Source organism: Stenotrophomonas indicatrix (assembly GCF_050573115.1).
In the GTDB taxonomy this organism is placed as follows: domain Bacteria; phylum Pseudomonadota; class Gammaproteobacteria; order Xanthomonadales; family Xanthomonadaceae; genus Stenotrophomonas; species Stenotrophomonas lactitubi_A.
This window is the reverse complement of sequence record NZ_JBNYZT010000008.1, coordinates 57,914-79,961: the sequence shown is the minus strand read 5'-3', so window position 1 is coordinate 79,961 and position 22,048 is coordinate 57,914. Positions and strand designations below refer to the sequence as shown.

Here is a 22,048-nt window from a genome sequence, read left to right as displayed (position 1 = left end):
TGCGTGGATGCTTCTCTGTTTCGCCGGACGATCATCCACGCATGGCGTGGATCTACTGAAAGCATCCTGCCGACCAACGGTCAGCACCCACCAGGGGTCGGATCCCAAGGTATTGGGGTCAGAGCCCTTTCCGTTGGAAAGGGATCCGACCCCGAGCCGGTCAGCCGTTGTCGCGCAGGAACCTGGCCATCGACGATACGCCCGGCACGCGCGGCTCGAACTCGGCGGCGACGTCGATGAAGCCGCGCATCACCGCGATCTCGCGCGGGCTGCGGTTCAAGCCATCGCGCGCTTCCGGGTCGGCACCGGCGCGCAGCAGGCGCTGCACCAGCAGCGGCAACCCGTGCAGGGCGGCCAGATGCAGCGGGCCGAAGCCACGCGGATCGCGCACGTCCAGGCTCACGTCTTCATCCAGCAGGCGCTCGACGGCGGCCATCACCACCTGCTCGTCGCAGGCGGTGCCCGGTTCGGCGCGCGCGCCCATCAGCAGCAGCAACGGCGTGACCGCACCGGCAGCGGCCTGGTCCGGCTCTGCACCGGCCAGCAGCAGGGTATCGAGCAGCGCCAGCAGGCGCGAACGGTCGCGCGCACTGAAGCCATACAGGGCCGCGCAGTGCAGCGGCGCCAGCTGCTGGGCATCGCCGGCATGCACGTCGGCACCGGCGGTGAGCAGGCGCGCCACGATGTCCGGCAGCCCCAGCGCCGAGGCCAGCATCAGCACGGTGACCCCGCCTGGCAGGCGATGTTCAAGCTGCGCCCCGGCGTCAAGCAGGGCCGAGACGATATCGACCTGGCGCATGCTGACCGCCGCCGACAACGGCGTCGCACCACTGGCAGCGGCATGCTGCGGATCAGCGCCGCGCGCCAGCAGCAGGTCGACCACGGCCAGATGGCCACCGCCGGCAGCACGCAGCAGCGCGGTGCAGCCCTGCGCATCAACGGCGTCGATGGCAAAGCCGAGATCATTCAAACGACGCACGGCATCGACATCACCGGCCATCGCGGCGGCCGGCAGATCGCCTTCGCGCAGGGTCCTGCGCGGCAGTGGCCAGACCCGCCAGTCCAGCCAATCAGCCAGATCGCGACGACCGATCGACAGCGCCACGCCCAGCGGCGTCTGCCCATCGGCAGCACGCGCTTCGGGTGAGGCACCGTGCTGCACCAGCAGCTTCAGAGCACTTTCGCGCGCCAGTGCGGTGGCCAGATGCAGCGCGGTCATGCCATGGCTGTCGCGTGCTTCACGGTCCACGCCGGTCGTGAGCAGGGCCTGCTGCAGGCGCAGCCAGCCCAGGCGCACCGCCAGTGACAGCGGCGGATCACCGGCCGGCGAGGCCGCAAACGGATCGGCGCCGCGTTCCAGCAGTTCCAGCGCCAGCTGTTCCAGGCCACGCGCTGCTTGGTCGTGCTGCGCGCACGCGGCCAGGAAACGCGCCAGTCCACCACGGCCGGCCGGCGACAGACCATGCTGCAGCATCACCTGCAGGGCCGGCACGGCATCGATGCCACGCGACAGCAGCGCGAACATCGGCGTATCGGCACAGGCGTCACGCACGTACGGATCGGCACCATGAGCGAGCAGCCAGTCGACCGCACGCGGCTCCAGCGCCAGCTCCGGATCGAGCAGCAGGCCACCCAGTTCTTCCGGCTGGCACAACCTGGCCAGCGCGGCCATGCCATCGGTATTGCCGAATCCCAGCGCCTCGCGCAGCAGGGTCAACGGCGGGCGATCAGGCAGCAGGCCGCTGGCACTGGCCGCCTCACCGCGCTCGGCCAGGCCATCGCTGACGGCGGCGGGCAACGGGTAGGAAGGGTCCAGCAGAGCCACGATCGCCCAGCGACCGGCTTCGGCGGCGTAGTCCACCGCACGTCGACCGGCCGGATCGCTGCCGTCGGCGGCGATGCCCAGTTCCAGCAGGCGCTTGATCAACAGCGGCGAAACGTCCTCGGCCATCGTTGCCAGCAGCACCGCGTTGCGGCCGTCGGTGTCGACTGCGATCAGGTCGGGTTTGTGCGGCAGCAGATGCTCGACCACGGCCGCGCGACCGGCACGTGCGGCTTCCAGCCACGGAGTACGACCGAGCGCGTCGCGCGCTTCCAGGTTGGCACCGGCGGCAAGCAGCACGCCGATGATGTCCACGTGGCCGGCCAGTGCCGCTTCATGCAGCGCGCTGCGGCGCTGGCGGTCACGCGCGTCGGCACGAGCCTTGTGCTTGAGCAGCAGCTGCACGCCGGCCGGATCATCGTCTTCGGTGGCGGCCGCAGCCAGCAGCACCGGGGTGCCGTCAGCCGGTTCGCTGCGGGCGCCGCGCTCCAGCAGGAAGCGCGCCAGGCGCCAGTTGCCGACCTGGCAGGCCACCGCCAACGGCGACCAGCCATCGCGGTTCAGTGCGTCGACTTCAGCCGCCGCGTCACGCAGCAGCGCGGCCACGCCCGGGTCGGAACTGCGCGCGGCATGGTGCAGGGGCGTGTTGCCCTCACTGTCGGTGGCGCGCGAATCGGCACCGTTGGCCAGCAAGGTCATCACCGCCTCCGGACGCCCATGCCAGCTGTCGCGGGTCGCGGCCAGCAGCGGGGTCATGCCGCGATGCGGCGCGTTCACATCGACGCCGCGGCCGATCAGCTCACGCAGCAGGCGCAGGTCCGGCAGTACAGCGGCGAGCACCGCCAGGCTGCGCTGGTCGCGCCAGTTCGTGTCAGGCAGGGAATACGGATCGGCGCCGGCCTGCAGCAGCTGCAGCGCACGGTCGATGCGGCCGTGGCGTGCGGCTTCGTACAGGGCCGGGGTCAGCTCCTGCGGCGCCAGGGCTTCCAGCGGCGTGGTGTCCACGACCGCGCTGAACAGCGTTTCGCGATCGACCGGCAGTTCAGCGCCAACCGCGCTGCGCAGCGAGACCAGCGGCGCCGGTGCAATACGCTGCAGCAGCAGATGCAGCAGCGGCGACAGCAGCAGCACCGCCAGCGCCGACGGCCAACGCGCGCTTTCCGGCAGCAGGTCCGGCCAGGTCGGCAGTACCACCAGAGCCGCCAGGGCCATCACCAGTGCCGCCACGCCAAGACCACGCCAGGCGCTGAGGTCACGACCAGCCAACGCCTGCCAATGCTGGGCCAGGCCACCATCGAGACGCTCGACATCGTTCCACAACGGCCAGGTGCGCCAGGCCGCCAGCAGGCCGGCGCTGACCAGCACGCTCAGGCCCAGCACCGCGGCCAGGCTGCCGCTGTCGCGCAGCGCAGCCAGTGGCCAGGCCAGCAGCAGGGCCAGCAGCAACGGCGCGGCGGTCCACAGCGCCAACAGTGCCGGCAGGTCCTGGCGGGCGATCACCTTCGGCGGCAGCAGCGCGCGGCTGCGCCGCCACCACGATATCCCCAGCGCGAACGCCGGTTGTGCCAAGGCCGCCAGTACCGCGCCGGGCAGGCCACCCAGCGCCGATCCCAGCGCCAGCAAAGCACCGAGGATGAAGGCCAGCGACAGAGCGCGGGAGCGGGAAAGCTCAGTCATAGTGGCGCAGCATCATGCTGCTCACCGACGGTGGCACCTGTAGATAGAACCCGCGCTCGGTCAATTCGCTGCGCACCTTGGCCGGGTCGGCCTGGGCCAGCCGGCGCTGCGCGTCCAGGGTCACTTCCAGCACGAAGACGAGCGAACCCAACGACGCCGACAGCGGCGCAGGCAAAGCGCTGAAGTCATCGCGTCGGGCGAGATAGACGTAGGTGTCCGGCTTGAGTTGGCTTTTATAGACGTAGGCGTGCATGTCCACGGGACGATAACCCGGGAAGAGCCGTGATTGTGTCGGAAAGCCGACACCGGGGAAAGCCGTCACGCGACGATGGCGGCGCGATCGACGGCGTTTCCCCGGTGAGGTTCAGCAATGTGGCGACGCCGTTCAGCCAGCGCCCCCGGTCGACTGCGCTTACTTGACCTTGGCGTAGGTGCCCTTCAAGGCCACGCCGGCAACGAAGGTGCCAGCCCAGCACTCGTAGTTGGTCGCGCTCTTGAACTCGTTCTTCTTGTAGTAGCTGACGATGTCGACCACGGCGTTGGCGCCGCGCGACTTGGCGCCGTCCTGCAGGGCCAGCAGCGCCGACAGGGCAACCCAGTTGCAGGCCTCGACGTCGCTCTTGTTGGCGGCGTTGGTCTTCTTGTTGGTCACGTCTTCGCCTAGGCGCTGCTGCACGCTGACCGGCTGGCCGGCCAGGTAGAAGCGCACGCTGCCGTCGATGCCGGCATCTTTGGCGGCCTGCGAACTGATCAGTTCGCGCAGGGACTGTTCGACGCGGGTATCGCGCGCCGAAGCGGTGGAAGTCAGGGCCAGCAGCGCGGTGGCAGTGGCGATCAGCAGGGTGCGGCGCATCGGAACGTCTCCTTGTTGAGGTGCGGGTACGGCGGGATCACGCGTTCCAACGGCGGAACACCAGCGAGGTGTTGATGCCGCCGAAGGCGAAGTTGTTGCTCATCACGTACTCGGCCTGCAGCTCGCGGCCTTGCCCGGTAATGAAGTCGAGCTGGCCGCAGCGCGGGTCCACCTCGACCAGGTTCAGGGTCGGCGCGAACCAGCCGGCGCGCATCATCTCGATGCTCATCCAGGCTTCGAACGCACCGCAACCGCCCAGCATGTGGCCGACGTAGCTCTTCAACGAGCTGATCGGCACACGGCTGCCGAACACCTGGGCGGTGGCCTGGGTCTCGGCGATATCGCCGTGGTCGGTGGCCGTGCCGTGGGCGTTCACGTAGTCGATCTGCGCCGGCTGCAGACCGGCGTCTTCCAATGCCAGGCGCATGGCCTGGGCCATGGTGTCGGCGCTGGGCTGGGTGACGTGCTGGCCGTCGCTGTTGGTGCCGTAGCCCACGATCTCGGCAAGGATGGTCGCGCCGCGTGCCTGCGCGTGTTCCAGATCCTCCAGGATCAGCGTGCAGGCACCCTCACCCAGCACCAGGCCGTCACGGCCGGCATCGAACGGGCGCGGGGTGGTGTGCGGTGCATCGTTGCGCGTGCTGGTGGCGAACAGGGTGTCGAACACGGCCGCGGCGGTGGCGTCGAGCTGCTCCGCGCCACCGGCCACCATCACCGTCTGCTTGCCGCTGCGGATCGCTTCGTAGCCCGCGCCCACGCCCTGGCTGCCCGACGTACAGGCACTGGAGGTGGTGTAGACACGCCCGGACAAGCCGAAGAACACGCCGATGTTGACCGGCGCGGTGTGGCTCATCATCTTCAGGTAGGTGGTGGCGCTGATGCCGTCGGTGGTGAACTCATGCAGCATGCGACCGAATTCGCCGGTGGCCTCGTGGCTGCCCGACGATGAGCCGTAGGCCACGCCGGTGCGGCCACTGCGCAGCACCGGGTGCTCGAACAGGCCTGCCTCACGCAGGGCAACCTCGGTGGCGCGCACCGACATGATCGCAACCTTGCCCATCGAGCGGGTGGTCTTGCGGTTGTAGTTCGGTGGCAGCTCGTAGTCCTGCGCCGGTGCGGCCAGCTTGGTGTTCAGGCCCGCATACACATCCCATTCCGGCATCGAACGCACCGCGTTGCGGCAGCTGCGCAGATGTGCCTGGATGGTCGGCCAGTCGTGGCCGAGCGGACTGATGGCCGCGGCACCGGTGACCACCACGCGACGATCGGCGGCCATCAGATCATCCCTCCATTGACCGAGATCACCTGGCGGGTGATGTACCCGGCCGGCTCGGACAGCAGGAACGCGACCGTGGCCGCCACTTCCTCGGGACGGCCGACGCGGCCGGCCGGGATCAGCTTCAATGCGTGTTCGACCACTTCTTCGTTGAGCATGTCGGTCTCGATCAGGCCCGGGGCCACGCAGTTGACGGTGATCTGACGGCTGGCCAGCTCCAGCGCCAATGCCTTGCTGGCACCGATGATGCCGGCCTTGGCCGCACTGTAATTGACCTGGCCACGGTTGCCGGCCACGCCGGACACCGAGGACAGGGTGACGATGCGGCCGGGCTTGCGCCGCCGCACCATCGGCATGATCAGCGGATGCAGCACGTTGTAGAAGCCGTCCAGATTGGTGTGGATCACCTGATCCCAGTCATCCTCGGACAGGGCCGGGAAGGCGCCGTCACGGGCGATGCCGGCATTGCACACCACGCCGTAATAGGCGCCATGTGCCTCCACGTCCGCTTCCAGCGCGGCACGTGCGGCGGCACGATCGGCCACGTCGAACGTCAGCACGCGGGCCTGCTGGCCCAGTGCCTGGATCTCGTCGGCCACTGCCTGTGCTTCTTCCACACGGCTGCGGCAATGCACCACCACGTCGAAGCCATCGCGCGCGATACGCAGCGCAATGGCCCGGCCGATGCCCCGGCTCGCGCCGGTCACCAGCACGCTTCGATTTCCTGTCATGCCTGTCCACTCTCCAGATAGGCCATCGAGTCGGCCGGTTCGAACACCGACACGTTGGCAACCGCCCATTCTTCTTCGCCTGCCAGGATGCGGCAGGCAAACATCCCTAATCCATTGTCGCCCAACAGCTCGCAACGCGCCTGTACCTGCAGGCGGGTGCCGCTGGGGAAGCTGCTGCGCGTGCTGGTATAGCGCCGGCTGCCGAGCAGGAAGCCCAGCTGCGGCGGATTGCCGGCCGTGCGCGCACGGCAGCCGGCCCAGGCCGCGATGGCCTGGGCCATGTATTCGATGCCGACCCAGGCCGGAACAGCGCCGTCTTCGATGAACAGGCCGGCCTCGGGCACCACCAGCTCCGCCTCGATGCCGTCCTGGTCCCAGCGCAGGATCCGGTCGAGCAGGCACATGTCCTGGCGGTGCGGCACCACCTCTTCGATGGCATACAGCGGCAGGTTCATCGGCGCTCCAGTGCCAGCACGGCATTGCTGCCACCGAAGGCGAACGAATTGCTCAGCACACGTCGCGGCGACTGCTGCAGGAACGTTGCCGGGGCCACCAGCGGCAACGCTGGCAGCGCCGGATCGGCCACGCCGTCCCACCAGTGCGGCGGCAGCTGCTGCTGCGGATTCTCGGCCAGCAGGATCCAGCACAGCGCCGCTTCGATCGCACCGGATGCACCCAGCGTGTGCCCGGTCAGTGGTTTGGTCGAACTGGCCGGCACATCGGTGCCCAGCACCTGCGCCACCGCCAGACTTTCCATCGCGTCGTTGTGGCCGGTCGCGGTGCCATGCAGGTTCACGTAATCCACTTCCGAAGGCGCCCAGCCGGCACGCTGCAACGCCTGCTGCAGGGCATCGATGGCACCCAGACCCTGCGGATCCGGTGCGGACATATGGTGTGCGTCGGCTGACTCACCCCATCCCGCCAGGCTGACCGGACCCGGTTCGCGGGTCAGCAGGAACAGCGCGGCGCCCTCGCCGATGTTGATTCCGCAGCGATGCTGCGAGAACGGATTGCAGCGCTGCGCCGACACCGATTCGAGCGCACTGAATCCAGCGACGGTGAACCGGCACAGGGAATCGGCACCACCGGCGATGATCGCATCGACGATGCCCGAACGCAGCATGCGCGCAGCCGACATCAACGCCTTGGCGCTGGACGAACAGGCTGTGGACAGCGTCCAGGCCGGGCCCAGCGCGCCACTGCGCTCCCGCACGAACTGCGCGGCGGTGCCCATTTCCTGCTGTGCGTAGTCGAACCCTTCGGGCCAATGGCCGTGCTCGGCGCGGGTACGCAGTGCCTGTTCGGATTCACCGATGCCCGAGGTACTGGTGCCCAGCACCACGGCCACGCGTTCGGCGCCGTAACGGCTGATGGCATCGGCAACGGCCGGCGCAATCTGCGCCAGGGCGACGTCCAGCAGCGCATTGTTGCGGCCACGCAGGGACACCGGCAGGGCTTCCAGCGTCGGCAACGGGCTGTGCACTTCGCCCAGCGCCAGAGTGCGACCTGGCAGCAGGGTAGCGTTGTCGCTCAACCCGCCGGGCACGTCGGCAAACAGCGCAGCCGCCACTGCGGCGCGGCCGTCACCCAACGCGCAGACCACGCCGAGGTCGTTGAGGAAAATGGGCGCGCTCTTCATTCCTGGCCGGCCATGTCGATCGATTCGATGCGCAGGGTGTAGCCCTCGGCGCGGTTATCCAGTTGCACGCTGCCATCGGCCAGGCGCTGAAGCTGCAGCCACACGGCGCCGTCGCGCGACAGGCTGCGCTGGCGGCCGTCATCGCTCACGTGCCAGCCTGCCGGCAGCGCGGCGGCAATGGCGTCGGTCGGCCACAGCGCGAACTGCAGGTCATCCAGCACGCGTTCGGCGCGCACCTGTGGCGGCAGCCATGGTGCACGCTGCTGGGTCAGCTGCTGGCCATCCCACTGCAGGCGCACGCCGGTCTGGCCCATCGCCTGCACCGCCAGCCGCACCTGCTGCGCGTCGGCTTCCAACAGCGCGTCCAGATCACGCTCGTGGCTGCCGAAGCGGAAGTGCAGCTGCTGCTGCAGGGCCAACGGTGCCGGCAGGCTGGACGGTGCCAGCCGCAACGGCGGCAGTTCGACCAGCGGCCGCGGCATGCGGCTGGCACAGGCGGCCAGCAGCAGGCACAGCAGGACCGCAGAGAGGCGGGCAATCAGGCGCTGCACAGTTCCTCCAGCACACGCATGCGGCGGCCACTGTCGTCGGCCACATACGGATTGTTGGTATCCCAGGCGTAACCGGCCAGGATGGAGCTGATCATGTCGCGCACCTGCGGCTGCTGGTCGGGGTGGTAGATGATCTTCTGGAAGCCGCCCTGGTACCAGCTTTCGACGAAGCGGCGGAAGGTCTTCACGCCGGCGCGCAGCGGAATCGAGAAGTCGTTTTCCCAGTCGACCGTTTCACCCGCGTAGCGGCGCTTCAGGCATTCGCTGGCCAGCTGCGCGGATTTGAACGCGATGGTGACGCCGGAAGAGAACACCGGATCGAGGAACTCGCCGGCGTTGCCCAGCAGCGCATAGCCCGGGCCCCACAGCGAGCTGACATTGGCCGAATAGCCGGTGATGCGGCGCACCGGCAGCACGGCCCATTCGGCATTGGCCAGCAGCGAGGTCAGGTTCGGGTCCTCGCCGACGATGGCCTGCAGCTTCTGCAGATCATCGCCTTCGTAGCGCTCGAAGAATGACGGCTCGGCAACCACGCCCAGCGAGCAGCAACCGTTGGAGAACGGGATCGTCCAGTACCAGACGTCGATGTGCTCGGGATGGGTGGTGATCAGGATCTTGTTGCGGTCGAAGTCCGCTTCGGCCGGGATGTTGTCACGCACGTGGCAGAAGATCGCACCCCGCACCGGGAAGTTGGACGGTGATTCCAGGTTGAGCAGGCGCGGCAGCAGGCGTGCGAAGCCGGAGGCGTCGAGGATGAAATCGGCTTCGATGCGGTACTCGCTGCCATTCGGGCGGCGCACGTTCACCACCGGCTGCTCGCCCGGTTCGACTGCCAGCACTTCGTCGCCGAAACGCAGGGTCGCGCCCATGCGCTCGGCGCCACGCGCCAGCACGTTGTCGAAGTCGGCGCGCTGCACCTGGTAGGTGGTGCCCCAGCCCGGCGAGAACTTCTTCCTGAAGTCGAACGCAGTGCGTGCTTCGCCGTGCACGAAGGCCGCGCCATTCTTGTACTGGAAGCCCGCCTCGACCACGTCCTGCAGCAGACCGGCCGCTTCGATGTATTCCATGCTCTGCGGCAGCAGGCTCTCGCCGATGGAGAAGCGCGGGAACTGCTGGCGCTCCAGCATCAGCACCTTGCGCCCCTGCTGGCGCAGCATCGCCGCGGCCACCGAACCGGCCGGGCCGGCGCCGATGATCAGGATTTCGGTACGTTCCACGTCTTCGTGGCTGGAAGAATCAGCGGCATCCACAGCAGTAGTCATCGGTGCGTCCTTGTTGCTCGATCAGGTGGAAAAGCGGAGGAATCGGAACGAAGCGTGTCCGCTCAGGCCGGCGGAACGTCATGCGGTGGCGGCCGGAACAGCGGCGAGATCAGCCAGACCAGGCCGATGCCGAACAGCAGGGTGAGCCCGAACGCGCGCAGCGCCGGCGTCTGCGAAAGACCCAGCAGGCCGAACGACAGCCACGTGCTGGCCGCACCCACGCACACCGCCAGCCAGGCACTGGCGTCGCCGCGGTGCTCGATCAGGAAGATGCCGTAGTCGATGCCCATGCCCAGCAGCAACATCAGTGCCAGCACGTTGAACAGCTGCAGCGGCTGACCGAACAGGCCAAGCAGGCCCAGGGTGAGCGCACCGGCGACCAAGGTGGGTGCGAACACGCGCCAGGCCTGGCGCCGATAACGCAGCCACAGGGCACCAAACACCAGCGCGATGCCGACCAGCAGCAGGCCGCCCATCAGCTTGCGGTAATGGCCCAGCAGTTGCGAAAAATCAGCGGTGCGGTCGACCCAGCGCACGCCGTCCAGGCCTTCTGCAGCGCCACGCAGGGTGGCCAGCGCATCGGCACGCGACAGGTCATCGACCATCACCACGCTGATCATCTGCCCGCCTACGTTGCCCACCCACAGGTGACGGAACGGCTGCGACGCGGGCGAAGCGAGGAAGGCCTCGGCGCTTAGTGGCGCCGCCGCGAATGCAGGGCGCTGCAAGGGCTCGCCCACCGCTTCGCCGACCGCGGCCAGCACACCCGGTTCAACTCGGGCGGTCAGCGCCGCATCGGCCTGCTGCCGCGCGGGCGACGGCAGCCAGTCGCTGATCGCGCGGTAACCACCGATGCGCTTGTCGTGGGTCAGCTCACGCAGGCGCGTGGTCAGCGCTTCTTCGCGTTGCAGCAGTTGTGCGGCATCGCGGCCCTGCACCAGGTAGAACTGCGCCGGGCTGGGCATGCCCAGCAGTTGGCTGAGGCGGATCTGCTGGGCCATCAGCGCCGGCGGCGACGACTGCAGGCTGCGCAGGTCGTCATTGCTCTGCAGGCGGGCGATGCCGATGGCCGACACCAGCGCGGCCATGCCGAGGAAGATCGCCACCGGGCGACGCCCGTGCAGGCGCGGGAAACGCTCGAGCGTATTGCCCAGCCATTGCGCGAAGCGGGTGGTACGGATCTCGCCACCGTCCAGCCACGGGAACCAGAAGATCACCGTGAGGAAGGCCGCAGCCAGACCAACCACCGAGAACAACGCCATCTGCCGCAGGCCGGGGAACGGCGCCAGGCCCAGTGCCAGGTAGGCCAGCGCACTGGTCAGCAGGGCAAGCCACAGGCCCGGCAACAGATGCCGCAGCAGCTTCCAGCGGCGATCGGCCGGCTCGGCCTGGCGCGAGGCAAACCAGTGGATGCCGTAGTCCTCGGCCACGCCGACCAGCGAGGCACCGAACACCAGGGTCAGCACATGCACCTTGTCGAATACCAGCACGGTGACCGCCAGCGCAACACCACAACCGATCAGCAGCGAGGCGGCGACCAGCAGGATCGGCCGCAGCGACCGGAACGCCAGCCACACCAGCAGCAGCACCGCCGCCAGCGAGCCCCAGCCGATGGTGTTGATCTCCTGGTTGGCCTGCACGGCGGCTGCTTCGGCATGCAACGGCACGCCGGCATGCAGGATCTCCAGATCCGGCGCAGCGGCCTTGGCTGCCTGTCCGGCGCGTTCGAGCAGGCCATCGAGATGGCGCTCACCATCGAGCCTGAAGGCCGAGCCCGGCGTATCGAACTGCAGCGCCGCCCAGTGCTTGCCCTCGGCTTCGAGCAGACCATCGTCGCCCAGGCGCAGACCGGAGCCCTGGGCCTGCTGCTGCCACCACTGCGGCCAAAGCGACAGCGGATCCTGCCGCCACTCGGTCAGGCGCGGCGCGCCCATCGGACCGTACAGCGCACCGAGTGCCTGTTCGGCCAGCGCAGCGGGTTCGGTCTGTTGCAGCTGCTCGCGCTGGGCCGGGGTCAGCAGGCGATCGCGGTACGGTGCGTAGAACGCACGCGCGTCATCGAACCAGCCTTCGATCGAACCACTGGGCACCAGCAGCGCGCTGTCGGCGTCACTGGCCATTGCCGCAGCGAACGCGGCCTGCGCGCGCTTGGCAGCAACGCCATCGGTGCTGCCGAGCAGCACCACCACCTGCCGCGAGCTGCCATCTGCGATGCGTCGGGTGACGTCGCTGAGCAGACGGTCGTGCGCGTCCTGCGGCAGCAGGGCGAGGATATCGGTATCGATCCGCGATTCCTGGCTCCACAGGCGCCACTGCTGCGCGCCCAGCACCAGCAACAGCAGCAGCCAGGCGATGCCCAGCCAGTGCCACCAGCGGCGCAGGCGATCCGGTGCGGCGCTGTCACTCAAAGCGGCGCGCCTCGTCGGCGTTCAACGTAGCCGGAGCTTCGCTCAGCGCAGTGAACTGGATACGGGTGCGATCCTGGTTGGCTTCGACGATCTCGACCTGGCGCACGTAGCGGTCGCCCTGCAGGGTCAGCGACTGGAAGGCCTTGGCCAGCATCGCCGACTTCGGCGTCAGCTTCAGCCGCCAGCCCTGCCCTTCGCGCGTGGCCTCCACATTGAACTGGCTGGACAGCGCCTGCACGTCGCCACTCATCAACGCGAACATGATCGCGTTGACCGAGCGCATCGCCGGCTGCTGGCGCGCGTCCAGTTCGACGCGGGTGCTGCCATCGCGCTGGCGGCTGAGGATGCGGTCGGCGGTGACCACCACCTCGGACGGGAACGGCTTGAGCGTGGACCAGATCACGCCATGCTTGCGTGCGACCACGAACTGGCCCTGCGAGCGCAGCGGGTTCTTGAAGCCGCTGACCTGCTTTTCCTGGCTGAACTGCCCGCGCAGCACGTCCGGCCGGGCGACGGCCTGGGTGATGGCATCGACGGCGGGATCGGCGGCCTGCAGCAGCGGCGCGGCAACCAGCAGCAGCGCGCACAGCAGCACGCGCGGAAGACGATGGATTCGGATCACGGGGCAGGCACTCCAAGACGCTGCCACAGCACCGGCGGGCACTGGTACAGCATTTCCTTGCTGGCCGCGTCGACCGCGACCTGGATGGTCATCGCGCGGGTCAGCACCTGGCCGCTCTCCGCATCGAGGATCTCGTATTCGATCTTCAGCCGGTTCTCCCACTCGACGATGCGCGAGCGCACGCGCAGCGCCTGGTTGAACAGCAACGGCCGCACGTACTTCACCCGCGCATCGACCACCGGCCACAGGTAGCCCGATTCAAGCATCTGCGGATAGTCGTAGTCGTAGCGCTTCAGCAACGCGCAGCGCGCGATCTCGAAGTACTTGAAGTAGTTGCCATGCCAGACCACGTTCATCGGATCGCAGTCATGGAATGCGGGGGCCAGCTCGATTTCGCCGACCAGTTCGTTTCCTTCATTCACCGACATACAGCTCCCAGCGTTGCGCGCGGATCTCCACCAGCAGTTCCCGCAGTTCGCGATCCAGCGCGCGGTCTTCTTCGACCAGGGCGATGCGCTGCCCCAGGTCGGCGTACATGTCGGCCAGACTGCCATGCAGCTGCGCGTTCATGCCAACCCGTTCGCGCAGCGCCAGCCCCTGGCGGGCGGCGATCAGCATGGCCGCCACCACCTGTTCAGTCAGTTCGATCACGCGCAGGCAGTCGCGCGCGGCGATGGTGCCCATGCTGACCTTGTCCTGGTTGTGGCATTCGGTGGAGCGCGAGAACACGCTGGCCGGCATGGTCTGCTTCAGGGCTTCGGCAGTCCACGCCGAAACGCTGATCTGCAGCGCCTTCAGGCCATGGTTGATCGCCGCACGCGGGCCGGTGGCCGCCGACAGGTTGGCCGGCAGGCCATGGTTGTAGCGGGCATCGACCACCAGCGCCAGCTGCCGGTCGAGCAGGTCGGCGATGTTGGCCACGGTGTTCTTCAGCGTGTCCATCGCCAGCGCGATGTGGCCGCCGTAGAAGTGGCCACCATGCAGGATCCGCTCGCCGTCGGCATCGATCAGCGGGTTGTCGTTGGCGCTGTTCAGCTCGGTTTCGATCAGCTGGCGCAGGAACGGCAGGGTGTCTTCCAGCACCCCGATCACGTGCGGTGCGCAGCGCAGCGAGTAGCGGTCCTGCAGGCGCTGTTCATTGCGCGGCGGGCGCTCGCTGTGCAGGTCGCTGCGCAGGCGCGCGGCAATGCGCGACTGCCCCGGGTGCGGCTTGGCGGCGAACAGGGTTTCATCGAAGTGGTGCGCGTTGCCGTCGCTGGACAGCACGTTGAACGCGGTCAGGCGCGTGGCCATGCGTGCCAGGTAGTCGGCGCGCTGCCAGGCCAGGCAGGCCAGGCCGGTCATCACCGCCGTGCCGTTCATGATCGCCAGGCCTTCCTTCGGCCGCAGCTTCAGTGGGGTCATGCCGATCTTCGCCAGCACATCGGCAGCCGGCTGCACGCGGCCATCGTGCAGCACCTCGCGTTCACCGCACAGCACGGCTGCCACGTACGACAGCGGGGTCAGGTCACCACTGGCACCCACCGAACCTTCGGCGGGAATCAACGGCAGCACATCGTGCTGTAGCAGCGTGGCCAGGCCTTCCAGCAACGGCACGCTGACACCGGACATGCCACGCACCAGCGAGGCCAGGCGCGCAGCCAGCACGGCGCGGGTCTCGGCCGGGTCCAGGTAACGGCCCAGGCCGCAGCCATGGTAGGTGTACAGGTGGTGCGGCAGCTCGGCGACCAGTGCCGGCGGAATGTTCACCGTGCACGAATCGCCGTAGCCGGTGGTCACGCCATAGATGACGCCATCCTCGCGCAGCAGGCGGTCGAGGAAGTCGGCGCCACGCTGGATATGTGCGCGGAACGCCGGGGCATCGCTCAGCGCGGCCTCGCACGTGCGCTGGGCCAAGGCGACCACGTCTTCGATGGTCAGCGGTGCATCGCCGAAACGGCACACGGGTACGGCGTCAATCGTCATGAGGAGCCTGATCCCAGAAGGGGAAGAAATTGAACCAGTCCAGCGGGGACTGGATGACCTGGAGTTCCAGCCAGTGCGCGAAGCGCTGCGCCTGTTCGGCCAGTGCTGCATCGCGCGAACCGCGTGGCAACACCACGCGCTCGGCGAACTGTTCGAAGGCCACGCGATAGCCGTCGCCCTGGTGCAGGCACGACATCGTGTAGACCGGGCAGCCCAGCGCGGCCGCCAGCACGTAGGCGCCGATCGGGAACGGCGCACGGTGGCCGAGGAAATCGGCCATCACGCTGCGCCCGCCCTGCACCGGCACGCGATCGCCGACGATGGCGACGAAGCCACCCGAGGCGACCTTGTCGGCCAGCATCACAGCCGTGGCCGGGCCCATTTCGGTGACCTGTACCAGCTCCACCGCGGCCAGCGGGTCCAGCCGCTGCAGCAGGCGGTTGAAGCGCTGCGCGTGCGCGGTGTGCACCAGCACGGTGATGCGGAACCCCGGCACCTGCTCGGCCAGCACCTGGCACAGTTCCAGGCAGCCAATGTGCGCGGTGAGGATCAGCCCGCCTTCGCGGCGTGCGATCTTGCCCAGCACCAGGTCGCGCTGCAGGTGGATACGCTCGGGCGGATAGCGGCCGCCTAGGCCGAGAATCTTGTCCAGCATCGTGTCGGCGAAGCTGAAGAAGTGGCGCAGGCTGTCGCGCCGGGTGGGTGCATGCCCCAGCGCGCCGGTATGCGCCTGCAACCGCTGCAGGTACTGCATCGAGGCCTGACGGCCGACGCGGTTACCCAGCCAATGGCAGGCCACCACCGGCCACACGCACAGGCGGAACGGCCAACGCCCGAACCAGCGGTGCACCCAGCACAGGAACAGCACGCCAGCCACCGAGGTGGACTCGCCGATGTCGGCCCAATGCGGGGCGTCGTGCGCCTGGCTCATCTCAGCCCTGCCCCTGCAGCCGGCGCCACAGCAGGCGCGGCGCACGCCAGAGCATGCCGAAGAACAGCCGGGTATGCATGCGGCTGATGCGCACGTTGTCGCGCCACACATCGAAATGCGAGACCCCGTCGGCGGGATAGGTCACGCGCGTGGCCAGATGCTCGACCGGTACCTGTCGCCAGTACAGGCGCACCATCACTTCGGTATCGAAATCCATGCGCCGGCCGATGGTTTCCTCGCCGATCAGGCGCAGCACCGGCGGCAGCGGATACACGCGGAATCCACACATGGTGTCGCGCAGATGCAGCGACAGCGTGTTGATCCACACCCAGATGTGGGTGGCGTAGCGGCCATACAGGCGCGCCTTCGGCACGCTGGCATCGTAGGCGGGAATGCCGCAGATCACTGCGTCCGGGCGCGCGCGCGCGGCATCGATGAAGCGTGGCAGGTCGCCAGTATCGTGCTGGCCGTCGGCATCGATCTGCAGCACGTGGGTGTAGCCGCGACGCTGCGCTTCAGCGAAACCGGCCAGCATCGCACCACCCTTGCCCTGGTTCACGTCCAGCCGCAGCAAGTCGACGCCCGCTCGCTGTGCCAGTTCCCGCAGCACCCGCGCGCAGGAGGGCTGCGAGCCATCGTCGACCAGCAGGCAGGGCAGACCCGCGGCCTGCACACCATCGACCACCGCGCCGATGGCGTGTTCGTGGTCGTACACGGGAATGACCACCAGCGGCGCGAACGCGCCGCCATCAATGACCGGCTCAATGCGCATCGGCGAAGACCACCCTGCCGCTGGCGTGCACGCCATGCACGGAGGTGTAGCGGAAGGTCAGCACACCGCGTTCGGCGTCCCACTGCAGTTGCAGGGTCAGCTCGTCGCCGGGGCGGGCCACGCGCTGGAACTTCACTGCATCCATGCGCTGGAAACCGGTCGGCAGCACGAAGGCCTGTCGACCGAAGCGCACCGCCCAGTCCAGCTGGGCCACGCCGGGCAGGATCGCCGCCTGCGGGAAATGGCCCTGGAACGCGCGCAGCGCGGGGTCCAGCGTCATCCGCAGAGTAGCCACCGCCTCTTCGCGACAGTCCCAGACCGGCACCGGCATCAGCGGCTGGAACAGCGCGACCAGCGCCGCCTGGGTGACCTTGCCCTGGGCATTGAGCGGCAGTGATTCGACCAGGCGCCAGCGGCGCGGTCGGGTGACCGCATCATGGCCCTGCGCCAGCCGCGTGCCCAGCCGTTGCCCCAGCACACGCCGTGCGCTGTCACCGGCACGTGCCAGTGCCGGATCGGCCGGCACCACCACGGCCGCCAGCTGTTCGCGCTGACCCTGCAGTACCAGCACGCGCACGTCCTCGACCTCTGGATCCTCGCGCAGCGCGCGCTCCAGTGCATCCAGCGAAACACGCCGTTCTTCGATCTTGACGATGCGGTCGGCGCGGCCCAGCAGGCGGAAACGGCCATCGGCCAGTGCTTCCACGCGATCCTGGGTGCGCCACCAGTCCGACGTCTCCAGGTGCGGCGAGGCGACCGCCAGACAGTCCTCCTCGATCCGCCACTGTACGCCCGGCAACGGCTGCCACGGCGGCGCATCGGTGTCCCAGCGCCGCCAGGCGATCCCACCGGTTTCACTGCTGCCATAAACCTCGGTGGGCGCCAGGCCCAACCACTGGCGGACCTGGCGCGCTGCGTCCTCCGGCAGCGGGCCGCCCGAAGAGAACACCGCGCGCAGGCGACCGTGAAGGCTGGCCCAGTCGAGCTGCTCGGGCAGGCGCTTGAGATGGGCCGGGGTGGCGACCAGCACCGTATCGGTACCGGCCAGCGCGCCCACCAGGTCTTCGTGGAAGAAGCGCCGGGGCTGGATCGCGCGGCCGGCAGCCAGCGGCCACAGCACGCGGAACAGCAGGCCGTAGATATGCTGGTGGGACACGGTGCCATGCACCTGGGCGCCGTCCAGCTGGGCGCCGAAGGCGGCCTGCAGCGCATCGACCTCGCGCGCCAGCTGGTCCAGCCGCTTGCTGATCGCACTGGGCTGGCCGGTGCTGCCGGAGGTGAACACGCACAGTTCGCAGGCGCGCTCGTCCAACGGCTCCAGCGGCGCATCGTCGGCGACAGCGGTAGCCTGCAACGGCTGGTAATCCGCCGACAGGTCGCCTGCAAAACCACTCACCTGTGGCTGCAGCGCCAGCAACGTGGCGGGCAGGTTGTCGGCAGCCAGGAACACCCGCTTGCCGGCGTGCCAGGCACCGAACAACGCCGCAGCGAAGGCTACGGTGTCATCGAAGTAGAGCGCCCAGTCGCGGCCTGTGGCAGTGCTGAAAGCGTCATGCCAGGCCAGTACACGCAGGCGGAAGGCAGCGTGGTCGACGGCAACGCCATCGCAGATACCGATGTCGCGGCCGGGCTGCGCCGTGGTCAGCAGCCGATCCAGGGCGATCCAGTCAGCCATGCGCGTGCGCTGCCTTGACCCGACGCCGTACCAGCCATTCGCCCCCGAACAACAATCCCATCATCACGTACGCCAACAATCCGTTGTAGAGCATCCAGACCCGGTCCGACGCGTACAGCGCGGTAAGCAGGGCGAGACCACCATTGAGAACGAAAAAGCCGCACCACACCTGGGTGACACGACGGGTATAGACCACTGCGAACGGTGGCAGATCCGGCTCCTGCAGGCGCGCCAGGCGTTCCACCAGGGGCGGACCGAAGCGCAGGCTGGTGGCGAACACCGTCAACATCACCACGTTCACCAGCGCCGGGTACAGCTTCAGCGGCAGGGCCTGGTTGAGCACGGTGGCCAGCCCGGCCAGCAGGCCGGCGCCGGCGGCGGCGGCCCACCACAAGGGTTGCCGGGTGCTCAGCGCACGCAGCACCGCCAGCGCAAACAGCAGCAGCGACAACCAGCGCGGCTCGAAGCGGCCCATCGCCGCGTAGACCAGCACCGGATAGGCAAGCGAAATCGCTGCCACCACGACCATGCGTGCCCGTGCCATGGTCGCGGCGTCCGTGCTGCTGTCAGGCAGCGGCCTGACCGGGCAGCAGGCCATGCACGACATCAACGATGTCCTGCACGGTGCGCACGGCCTTGAACGCTTCAGGCTGCAGGTTGCGGCCGAGCAGCGGCTTGAGCTGCACGATCAGGTCCACGGCATCGATGCTGTCGATGTCCAGGTCGTCGTACAGGCGCGATTCCGGGCTGATCCGCGCCGGCTCGATCTCGAAGCTGTCGGTCAGGATGCGGACGATGCGCTCGAACAATTCATTCTTGGTCATGGCAGTTCCTGGCGCCTTACGACTGGCGGGCGGCGACGAACTCGCCGAGCGCACGCACGCTGGAGAAATGGCGACGGGTTTCTTCCGAGTCGGCCGAGAGGCTGACACCGTACTTCTTCTGCAGCGCCAGGCCCAGTTCCAGCGCATCGATCGAATCCAGGCCGAGGCCTTCCACGAACAGAGGCGCGGTCGGATCGATGTCCTCCGGGGTGATGTCCTCCAGTGAAAGCGAGGAAATGATCAATTCCTTGATCTCGTGCTCAAGTGCTTGCACGGGTCGGATCTCCAGACAGGTCGAAATAACGAGTGAGGTGGTCGGTGACGCGACGGGCCGCCAGGGCATCCCCCCTTGGCGAGTCATCTTCGGCCAGGAACGGCGCGATCGGGATATCTTCGCCGATCTGCAGCTGAACGTGAAAACGACGTGAGGGTACACGATACCACTTCTGGCCCTTGGTCAACGTCGGCGGAGTGCAGGTGATGCGCACCGGCGTGATGTCCAGGCGCCCGCGCACGGCGATGTTGGCGGCGCCGCGCTGCAGCCGCAGCGGCTGCCCGGGCACGCTGCGGGTGCCTTCCGGGAAGATGACCAGGGTGCCGCCGGCGTGCACGGCCGCCGCGCAGTCATCGACCAGGCCAGCGCCGTCGTCATTGGAGATGTAGCCCGCCGCACGCACCGGGCCGCGCATGAACGGGTTGCAGGCCACCGCCCGCTTGACCACGCAGTCGGCGTTGGGCAGCAGGGCGATCAGGCAGACCACGTCGATCAGGGTCGGATGGTTGGCCAGCACCAGCAGGCCGTCGCGCTGCAGGCGCTCGCGCCCTTCGACCTGCAGGGTCATCACCCCCAGCCGGCACATCAGCCACACGTGGCTGGCGAAGGCGCGCTGGACCAGCCGGCGGGCCCGGCGACGACGCGCGACCGGGTCGCGCATCAACAGCAGCACCGGCATCACCAGCACGCCCAGCAGTAGCCCGCCCACGCCGAACGCAGCAAAGCTGAAGCCGGTGCCGAACACCCGCCAGGCATGATCGAGGCGGCGCAGCGCTTCAGCCACGGCGGCGCCAGGACCAACGCTGGCCTTGGGTCACATGCTGCAGCAGCGGATCCCCGGCCAGCAGGAAGCGGTGCAGGTCCAGCGCATGTGGCAACAGGCCCGGAGCGGTCGGATCGACGCCGTCTGCGACCTGCCAGGACAGCGAAAGATCGGTGCCACCGGCGGTGCCGGCGGGTGCCAGACGCCAGCACCAAGCAAAGAACGGGTCGGGTTCGTCGGCGAATTCGGCGTAAACGTCGGGCAATGGCGACTCATAGACCACGATCCGTACTTCACTGGCCCCATCACCAAGCAGGCCGACGGCCTCCAGGCACGCCGCTTCCACTGTCGACTGGCCGGCGGACAACGCCAGGTAGTTGCCACGGTGGCCGCGGGCAATCGAATACAGCGCGGCGATCGCGTTGTGCACCGACAGGCCGAAGCCGGTGGGTGACAGCGGCTGATCGGCCACCAGCGAGCCCAGCAGGTCCATCGAACGGGCGACATCGCCATGGCGGCTGGCGAACACCAGCGGCACCTGACTGTCGGCGCCCTGCCCGTCCTCGCACCAGCACGCGGCCTGGATCGCCATGCGGCCCAGGCGCTCGATACGGCGGCGCTGCATGGCCGGAATCTCGGCCAAGGCCGGCGTGTCCTCGCCCTGCGGCAGGAACGGCGACCCGGCCCAGCCCATCCATTGGCTACGCTCGGTCAGGCCAGGCGCCCAGGCGGCCCAGTCGACAACGGAAAATTCGATCATTACCGGTGATGTTTCGATGGGCGAACGAGAGTCTCGAGCCATTACGGCGACACGCGGCTGCCCCCCATTCCTGCAGCCATGCATCCGTCCAGGACGTCGCCGGCTGCCCCCCTGGCTGCCGGAAAGGAGCGCACGCTAGCACGTCCGACACAGGGATGACATGTTTCACAAAACACAACGGGGAACGGTCAGCGACCGCCCCCCGCGTGGATTGATCCAGCGAACGGATTCAGTGATAGCCGGCGTCGGCGCGCACCTTGCCGCGGAACACCCGGTACGACCAGGCCGTGTAGCCCAGGATCACCGGCAACAGCACCACCAGCCCGACCAGGGTGAAACTGAGCGACGAGGCCGGCGCGGCGGCCTGCCACAGGGTCATCGACGGCGGCAACAGGTACGGCCACATGCCCAGCACCAGGCCAGCGAAGCCAAGCACGAACAAGGCCAGGCTGAGCAGGAACGGCGGCAGGTCGCGACGCGGGTGGGTGGCACTGCGCCACAGCGCGATGGCCACCGCCAGGGTCAGCAGCGGCACCGGCGACAACCACCAGAAGTTGCCGTCGCTGAACCAGCGGTCCATCAGCCGCGACTGCAGGAACGGCAGCCAGCTGCTGACCAGGCCCATCGCCGCGATCACCGCCACCACCAGCGGGCGGGTCATCTGCCGGGCCAGCGCCTGCACGCGCCCTTCGGTCTTCAGGATCAGCCAGGTGCTACCCAGCAATGCGTAGCCGGCCACCAGCGCGGCACCGGTCAGCATCGCGAACGGGCTGAACCAGCCGAAGGCGCCGCCCTGGTACACGCCATCAACCAGCGGCAGGCCCTGCACCAGCGTGCCGAGGATCACGCCCTGGGCGAACGTGGCCAGCAGCGAACCGAGGCCAAACGCCACGCTCCACAGCCGCCGCGACCGGTGCGCCTTGAAACGGAACTCGAAGGCCACGCCACGGAACACCAGCGCCACCACCAGCAGCAGCACCGGCAGGTACAGCGCCGACAGCAGCACCGCGTAGGCCTTCGGGAACGCTGCCATCAGGCCAGCGCCGCCGAGCACCAGCCAGGTCTCGTTGCCGTCCCAGATCGGCGCGGCGGTGTTCATCATCAGGTCCAGTTGTTCCTCGTCCTCGGCGAACGGAGCGAGGATGCCGATGCCGAGCACGAAGCCATCCAGCACCACGTACATCAGCACGCCGAAGCCGATCACCGCGAACCATGCCACCGGCAGCCAGGTCATCAGGTCCAT

The 22,048-nt window shown here is 68.3% G+C and carries 22 protein-coding genes; all 22 read right to left on the bottom strand.

Going from position 1 to position 22,048, the window contains the following annotated elements; genetic code table 11:
* Positions 1-160: 160 nt before the first annotated feature.
* The 22 genes from ACQ5SA_RS17670 to cydB all read right to left on the bottom strand — a co-directional run bounded on the left by ACQ5SA_RS17670 (position 161) and on the right by cydB (position 22,048).
* Positions 161-3,499 carry an ankyrin repeat domain-containing protein gene (locus ACQ5SA_RS17670; protein WP_499315303.1) on the bottom strand — a complete coding sequence of 1,113 codons (3,339 nt, stop codon included), beginning with the start codon at positions 3,497-3,499 and terminating at the stop codon, positions 161-163.
* Positions 3,492-3,752, bottom strand: coding sequence for a YcgL domain-containing protein (locus ACQ5SA_RS17665; protein WP_176022324.1), 261 nt, complete (start codon positions 3,750-3,752; stop codon positions 3,492-3,494). The genes ACQ5SA_RS17670 and ACQ5SA_RS17665 overlap by 8 nt, the downstream gene beginning before the upstream one ends.
* 159 nt (positions 3,753-3,911) lie before the next feature.
* Complete coding sequence (locus ACQ5SA_RS17660) at positions 3,912-4,352, bottom strand: hypothetical protein (protein ID WP_025877987.1); 441 nt, start codon at positions 4,350-4,352, stop codon at positions 3,912-3,914.
* A 37-nt stretch (positions 4,353-4,389) separates the two neighbouring features.
* Complete coding sequence (locus tag ACQ5SA_RS17655) at positions 4,390-5,628, bottom strand: beta-ketoacyl-ACP synthase (RefSeq protein WP_230112251.1); 1,239 nt, start codon at positions 5,626-5,628, stop codon at positions 4,390-4,392.
* Positions 5,628-6,359 (bottom strand): 3-ketoacyl-ACP reductase FabG2, encoded by a 732-nt coding sequence (locus ACQ5SA_RS17650; protein WP_499315302.1) that lies wholly within the window; start codon positions 6,357-6,359, stop codon positions 5,628-5,630. The genes ACQ5SA_RS17655 and ACQ5SA_RS17650 overlap by 1 nt, the downstream gene beginning before the upstream one ends.
* Complete coding sequence (locus ACQ5SA_RS17645; protein ID WP_499315301.1) at positions 6,356-6,814, bottom strand: hotdog family protein; 459 nt, start codon at positions 6,812-6,814, stop codon at positions 6,356-6,358. Before ACQ5SA_RS17645 ends, ACQ5SA_RS17650 begins: the two co-directional genes overlap by 4 nt.
* On the bottom strand, positions 6,811-7,998 hold the full coding sequence (locus tag ACQ5SA_RS17640; protein WP_499315300.1) for a beta-ketoacyl-[acyl-carrier-protein] synthase family protein: 1,188 nt from the start codon (positions 7,996-7,998) through the stop codon (positions 6,811-6,813). Before ACQ5SA_RS17640 ends, ACQ5SA_RS17645 begins: the two co-directional genes overlap by 4 nt.
* A complete protein-coding gene (locus ACQ5SA_RS17635; RefSeq protein WP_499315299.1) occupies positions 7,995-8,549 on the bottom strand; it encodes a DUF3261 domain-containing protein in 555 nt (184 codons plus the stop codon). Before ACQ5SA_RS17635 ends, ACQ5SA_RS17640 begins: the two co-directional genes overlap by 4 nt.
* Complete coding sequence (locus tag ACQ5SA_RS17630) at positions 8,537-9,811, bottom strand: NAD(P)/FAD-dependent oxidoreductase (protein ID WP_499315297.1); 1,275 nt, start codon at positions 9,809-9,811, stop codon at positions 8,537-8,539. The genes ACQ5SA_RS17635 and ACQ5SA_RS17630 overlap by 13 nt, the downstream gene beginning before the upstream one ends.
* A gap of 62 nt (positions 9,812-9,873) precedes the next feature.
* Entirely contained in the window at positions 9,874-12,219 is a 2,346-nt protein-coding gene (locus ACQ5SA_RS17625; protein ID WP_499315295.1) for an MMPL family transporter, read from the bottom strand.
* Positions 12,212-12,832 carry an outer membrane lipoprotein carrier protein LolA gene (locus ACQ5SA_RS17620; protein ID WP_499315499.1) on the bottom strand — a complete coding sequence of 207 codons (621 nt, stop codon included), beginning with the start codon at positions 12,830-12,832 and terminating at the stop codon, positions 12,212-12,214. The genes ACQ5SA_RS17625 and ACQ5SA_RS17620 overlap by 8 nt, the downstream gene beginning before the upstream one ends.
* Positions 12,833-12,837: 5 nt before the next feature.
* Positions 12,838-13,269: an acyl-CoA thioesterase gene (locus ACQ5SA_RS17615; RefSeq protein WP_100553989.1), complete on the bottom strand. Its 432-nt coding sequence runs from the start codon at positions 13,267-13,269 to the stop codon at positions 12,838-12,840.
* The gene (locus tag ACQ5SA_RS17610; protein ID WP_089237748.1) at positions 13,256-14,806 is read right to left on the bottom strand and encodes an HAL/PAL/TAL family ammonia-lyase; all 1,551 of its coding nucleotides are present in this window, start codon (positions 14,804-14,806) and stop codon (positions 13,256-13,258) included. Before ACQ5SA_RS17610 ends, ACQ5SA_RS17615 begins: the two co-directional genes overlap by 14 nt.
* Positions 14,796-15,737, bottom strand: a complete 942-nt coding sequence (locus ACQ5SA_RS17605; RefSeq protein WP_499315293.1) for a lysophospholipid acyltransferase family protein — start codon at positions 15,735-15,737, stop codon at positions 14,796-14,798. The genes ACQ5SA_RS17610 and ACQ5SA_RS17605 overlap by 11 nt, the downstream gene beginning before the upstream one ends.
* Position 15,738: 1 nt before the next feature.
* Entirely contained in the window at positions 15,739-16,509 is a 771-nt protein-coding gene (locus ACQ5SA_RS17600; RefSeq protein WP_499315291.1) for a glycosyltransferase family 2 protein, read from the bottom strand.
* Positions 16,499-18,184, bottom strand: a complete 1,686-nt coding sequence (locus ACQ5SA_RS17595; RefSeq protein WP_353098842.1) for an ApeI family dehydratase — start codon at positions 18,182-18,184, stop codon at positions 16,499-16,501. Before ACQ5SA_RS17595 ends, ACQ5SA_RS17600 begins: the two co-directional genes overlap by 11 nt.
* Entirely contained in the window at positions 18,177-18,728 is a 552-nt protein-coding gene (locus ACQ5SA_RS17590; protein WP_230112261.1) for a COG4648 family protein, read from the bottom strand. Before ACQ5SA_RS17590 ends, ACQ5SA_RS17595 begins: the two co-directional genes overlap by 8 nt.
* A 22-nt stretch (positions 18,729-18,750) precedes the next feature.
* On the bottom strand, positions 18,751-19,008 hold the full coding sequence (locus tag ACQ5SA_RS17585) for an acyl carrier protein (protein WP_025878014.1): 258 nt from the start codon (positions 19,006-19,008) through the stop codon (positions 18,751-18,753).
* Positions 19,009-19,024: 16 nt separating this feature from the next.
* A complete protein-coding gene (locus tag ACQ5SA_RS17580; protein WP_005411610.1) occupies positions 19,025-19,282 on the bottom strand; it encodes a phosphopantetheine-binding protein in 258 nt (85 codons plus the stop codon).
* Entirely contained in the window at positions 19,269-20,066 is a 798-nt protein-coding gene (locus ACQ5SA_RS17575) for a lysophospholipid acyltransferase family protein (RefSeq protein WP_230112262.1), read from the bottom strand. Before ACQ5SA_RS17575 ends, ACQ5SA_RS17580 begins: the two co-directional genes overlap by 14 nt.
* Positions 20,059-20,805 carry a beta-ketoacyl synthase chain length factor gene (locus tag ACQ5SA_RS17570; protein WP_499315288.1) on the bottom strand — a complete coding sequence of 249 codons (747 nt, stop codon included), beginning with the start codon at positions 20,803-20,805 and terminating at the stop codon, positions 20,059-20,061. Before ACQ5SA_RS17570 ends, ACQ5SA_RS17575 begins: the two co-directional genes overlap by 8 nt.
* Before the next feature lie 229 nt (positions 20,806-21,034).
* Positions 21,035-22,048, bottom strand: coding sequence for a cytochrome d ubiquinol oxidase subunit II (gene cydB / locus ACQ5SA_RS17565; RefSeq protein ID WP_089237760.1), 1,014 nt, complete (start codon positions 22,046-22,048; stop codon positions 21,035-21,037).

What these genes read in the sequence shown, in the direction of transcription:
- ACQ5SA_RS17595 (WP_353098842.1), bottom strand. Translation starts at nt 18,184, where the DNA reads ATGGCTGACTGGATCGCCCTGGATCGGCTGCTGACCACGGCGCAGCCC.
- ACQ5SA_RS17665 (WP_176022324.1), bottom strand. Translation starts at nt 3,752, where the DNA reads ATGCACGCCTACGTCTATAAAAGCCAACTCAAGCCGGACACCTACGTC.
- ACQ5SA_RS17610 (WP_089237748.1), bottom strand. Translation starts at nt 14,806, where the DNA reads ATGACGATTGACGCCGTACCCGTGTGCCGTTTCGGCGATGCACCGCTG.
- ACQ5SA_RS17590 (WP_230112261.1), bottom strand. Translation starts at nt 18,728, where the DNA reads ATGGCACGGGCACGCATGGTCGTGGTGGCAGCGATTTCGCTTGCCTAT.
- ACQ5SA_RS17615 (WP_100553989.1), bottom strand. Translation starts at nt 13,269, where the DNA reads ATGTCGGTGAATGAAGGAAACGAACTGGTCGGCGAAATCGAGCTGGCC.
- ACQ5SA_RS17585 (WP_025878014.1), bottom strand. Translation starts at nt 19,008, where the DNA reads ATGACCAAGAATGAATTGTTCGAGCGCATCGTCCGCATCCTGACCGAC.
- ACQ5SA_RS17650 (WP_499315302.1), bottom strand. Translation starts at nt 6,359, where the DNA reads ATGACAGGAAATCGAAGCGTGCTGGTGACCGGCGCGAGCCGGGGCATC.
- ACQ5SA_RS17600 (WP_499315291.1), bottom strand. Translation starts at nt 16,509, where the DNA reads ATGCGCATTGAGCCGGTCATTGATGGCGGCGCGTTCGCGCCGCTGGTG.
- ACQ5SA_RS17630 (WP_499315297.1), bottom strand. Translation starts at nt 9,811, where the DNA reads ATGACTACTGCTGTGGATGCCGCTGATTCTTCCAGCCACGAAGACGTG.
- cydB (WP_089237760.1), bottom strand. Translation starts at nt 22,048, where the DNA reads ATGGACCTGATGACCTGGCTGCCGGTGGCATGGTTCGCGGTGATCGGC.
- ACQ5SA_RS17640 (WP_499315300.1), bottom strand. Translation starts at nt 7,998, where the DNA reads ATGAAGAGCGCGCCCATTTTCCTCAACGACCTCGGCGTGGTCTGCGCG.
- ACQ5SA_RS17645 (WP_499315301.1), bottom strand. Translation starts at nt 6,814, where the DNA reads ATGAACCTGCCGCTGTATGCCATCGAAGAGGTGGTGCCGCACCGCCAG.
- ACQ5SA_RS17660 (WP_025877987.1), bottom strand. Translation starts at nt 4,352, where the DNA reads ATGCGCCGCACCCTGCTGATCGCCACTGCCACCGCGCTGCTGGCCCTG.
- ACQ5SA_RS17570 (WP_499315288.1), bottom strand. Translation starts at nt 20,805, where the DNA reads ATGATCGAATTTTCCGTTGTCGACTGGGCCGCCTGGGCGCCTGGCCTG.
- ACQ5SA_RS17605 (WP_499315293.1), bottom strand. Translation starts at nt 15,737, where the DNA reads ATGAGCCAGGCGCACGACGCCCCGCATTGGGCCGACATCGGCGAGTCC.
- ACQ5SA_RS17655 (WP_230112251.1), bottom strand. Translation starts at nt 5,628, where the DNA reads ATGGCCGCCGATCGTCGCGTGGTGGTCACCGGTGCCGCGGCCATCAGT.
- ACQ5SA_RS17670 (WP_499315303.1), bottom strand. Translation starts at nt 3,499, where the DNA reads ATGACTGAGCTTTCCCGCTCCCGCGCTCTGTCGCTGGCCTTCATCCTC.